Source organism: Algibacter sp. (assembly GCF_029245835.1).
In the GTDB taxonomy this organism is placed as follows: domain Bacteria; phylum Bacteroidota; class Bacteroidia; order Flavobacteriales; family Flavobacteriaceae; genus Algibacter_B.
This window is the reverse complement of sequence record NZ_JAQWOO010000086.1, coordinates 1-2,345: the sequence shown is the minus strand read 5'-3', so window position 1 is coordinate 2,345 and position 2,345 is coordinate 1. Positions and strand designations below refer to the sequence as shown.

3 protein-coding genes are annotated in these 2,345 nt (G+C 33.0%); 1 reads left to right on the top strand and 2 read right to left on the bottom strand.

All coding sequences use genetic code 11. The features are described 5' to 3' along the window. Positions 1-430 precede the first annotated feature (430 nt). Positions 431-745: a DUF202 domain-containing protein gene (locus P8K68_RS13800; RefSeq protein ID WP_300252176.1), complete on the bottom strand. Its 315-nt coding sequence runs from the start codon at positions 743-745 to the stop codon at positions 431-433. A 187-nt stretch (positions 746-932) separates the two neighbouring features. Here P8K68_RS13800 and P8K68_RS13795 point away from each other — a divergent pair, with 187 nt between their 5' ends. After that, complete coding sequence (locus tag P8K68_RS13795; RefSeq protein ID WP_300252174.1) at positions 933-1,460, top strand: DUF2911 domain-containing protein; 528 nt, start codon at positions 933-935, stop codon at positions 1,458-1,460. A 49-nt stretch (positions 1,461-1,509) separates the two neighbouring features. Here the strand turns inward: P8K68_RS13795 and P8K68_RS13790 are convergent, their stop codons facing one another. Continuing rightward, a complete protein-coding gene (locus P8K68_RS13790; RefSeq protein ID WP_300252171.1) occupies positions 1,510-2,139 on the bottom strand; it encodes a 7-carboxy-7-deazaguanine synthase QueE in 630 nt (209 codons plus the stop codon). Positions 2,140-2,345 lie beyond the last annotated feature (206 nt).

Here is a 2,345-nt window from a genome sequence, read left to right as displayed (position 1 = left end):
AAATAAATCTGTAATTTTAGAGTAACAAAACATAGATAGGTTTTTAGATTAATAAATTGAATTTCAGTACTTTAATTTACTAAAAATCTATCTTTTTTACTATTAAAACTTATCTAAATATTAATCGAACTCAGGTTATTAATTATAAGCTTCTTAAAAACCCTCAACCCACCTTAAAACCTGTTTTGTATATGGGTTTGTGTTAGTGATAATAGTAGCACCCTTTTTAAAAATATGGAAACTTTAAATTTGAAAAGTTCTTGCATTTTACAGATAGCCACCCTTCGACTGCGTTCAAGATAAACTACTAGCTGGAACCTTTTCGGTTAACCCGCCTAACGGCAGGCAATCGCCCAAATAATTATATGATGCACTAATTAATAATGAAAAGATTAACACATCCTTTGCCCTCGCCATGTCGACTAGAATTTTAATTATTATCTTTTGCTTGTTCAGACATGTAATACAAGCGTTTTAAACTTTTTTTAAGCAATCTGAATCGAAAAACCCCTATTATAAAAAAGATGGCACTAAATACTAAAGATGCTAAGGCTAAATATTTGAAATTTGGAAAGTCTTTTAATTGAAAAAAAGCGATACTACCGATTAACAAATACAAGGACGACCGAATGTATGATAACAAGGTACGCTCGTTTGCCAAACGTGTACGCTCGATGGCTAAATAATCTCGAAGAATTACTTTTTCGTCGGGTTTAAAATCGCGACCAAATTTTAAGAGTTTCATTATTATGTATGTTAATTGTATATAAAAATACAGTATTGTTTTGATGTATGAATCATTTTCAGACCCAGAACTTACTACAAACTGTATTAGAAACCTTATAAACTTTAACATTTACTTAGGCTTTTTATAAAATTTTTAAGATAATTTCAGTTTAACTTTATAGATGATTAAAACCTTAAAACTCATTATGAAAAAATTATCGTTTATTTCGACCATCGCTTTTGCATTTATTATGCTCTTAACTACAAACGTACATGCGCAAAAATTCGCAAAAATGGATAAAAGCCCACTAGATATTGCTTATTACAAAACGGATAGGAATTCACCTCCAATGGTAAAAGTTATTTACAGCAGACCTCAACTTAAAGGCAGAGCGTTAAGTACACTCGCGCCAAATGGAAAAGTTTGGAGAACTGGGGCTAATGAAGCTGTTGAAATTAAATTTTTCCAAGACACAAAATTTGGAGGTAAAACCGTTAAAGCGGGAGTGTACTCATTATTTACTATTCCTGGTGACACAGAATGGACTATTATTTTAAACAAAGATTTAGATATTTGGGGCGCCTATAACTATAAAGAAGAACATGATGTATTAAGAACTAAAGGCACTGTAAGCAAAGATGAGGCCGTTGAAGCATTTTCTATAGCGTTTGGTAAAGGCAATATGTATTTAGCTTGGGGCACTGTTAGAGTAGCTGTACCTGTGAGCAAGTAATTTATGTTCAAATAAAAGAAAAAGGTCTTGAAATTTCAAGACCTCTTTTTTATGGAATATTTAAATATTTATGAGTTTGTAAAGACACTTTCCATTTTGGATTAGCCATCACATAATCTACAATTTCTGGAACCACTTTATCGCGTTTACTCCACTCGGGTTGTAAATATAAAATACAGTCTTTATTTACTTTGGCAGCTTGTTCTTCCGCAAAACGAAAATCGTCTTTGTTGTAAATAATCATCTTTAGCTCATGAGCCTTATCATAAACTTCTTGAGTAGGAAGCTTCATTTTTTTTGGTGATAAACAAATCCAATCCCAAATTCCGGTTAATTTGTATGCTCCAGAAGTTTCAATATGCACTTGCATCCCTTCTGCTTTGAGCTGGGTTGTTAAGGCTGTCATGTCCCAAGTTAATGGTTCGCCTCCTGTGACTACAATAGTATCGCTATACTTTTTGGCATTTTCTACTATTTTTACTGTTTCTGTTGGAGGGTGCACATTAGCATTCCAACTTTCTTTAACATCGCACCAATGGCACCCAACATCACATCCGCCAATGCGCACAAAATAAGCTGCGGTGCCTTTATGAAAACCTTCCCCTTGAATGGTGTAAAACTCTTCCATTAAAGGTAGCATTTCACCTTTACCAACTAATATTTCAACCTCTTTTTTCATAGTTTGCAAAGATACAGTATTTCAAGAAAAGTGATGACTAATGACCCATATTTCACCAAAATAGGTCAATAGCGTCCTAAACGTTTAATAAAAGAGAAAGGGAAATTTGTTCCGCAAAGTTATCTTTGTGGTGCAACACAAAAAACACCTTTCTCCTATGACAAATATAACTTTGTTTTCTCAGATAATTTCAAAATTAGACTCTT

Coding starts and splice junctions, on each gene's coding strand:
- P8K68_RS13795 (WP_300252174.1), top strand. CDS start 933: ATGAAAAAATTATCGTTTATTTCGACCATCGCTTTTGCATTTATTATG.
- P8K68_RS13800 (WP_300252176.1), bottom strand. CDS start 745: ATGAAACTCTTAAAATTTGGTCGCGATTTTAAACCCGACGAAAAAGTA.
- P8K68_RS13790 (WP_300252171.1), bottom strand. CDS start 2,139: ATGAAAAAAGAGGTTGAAATATTAGTTGGTAAAGGTGAAATGCTACCT.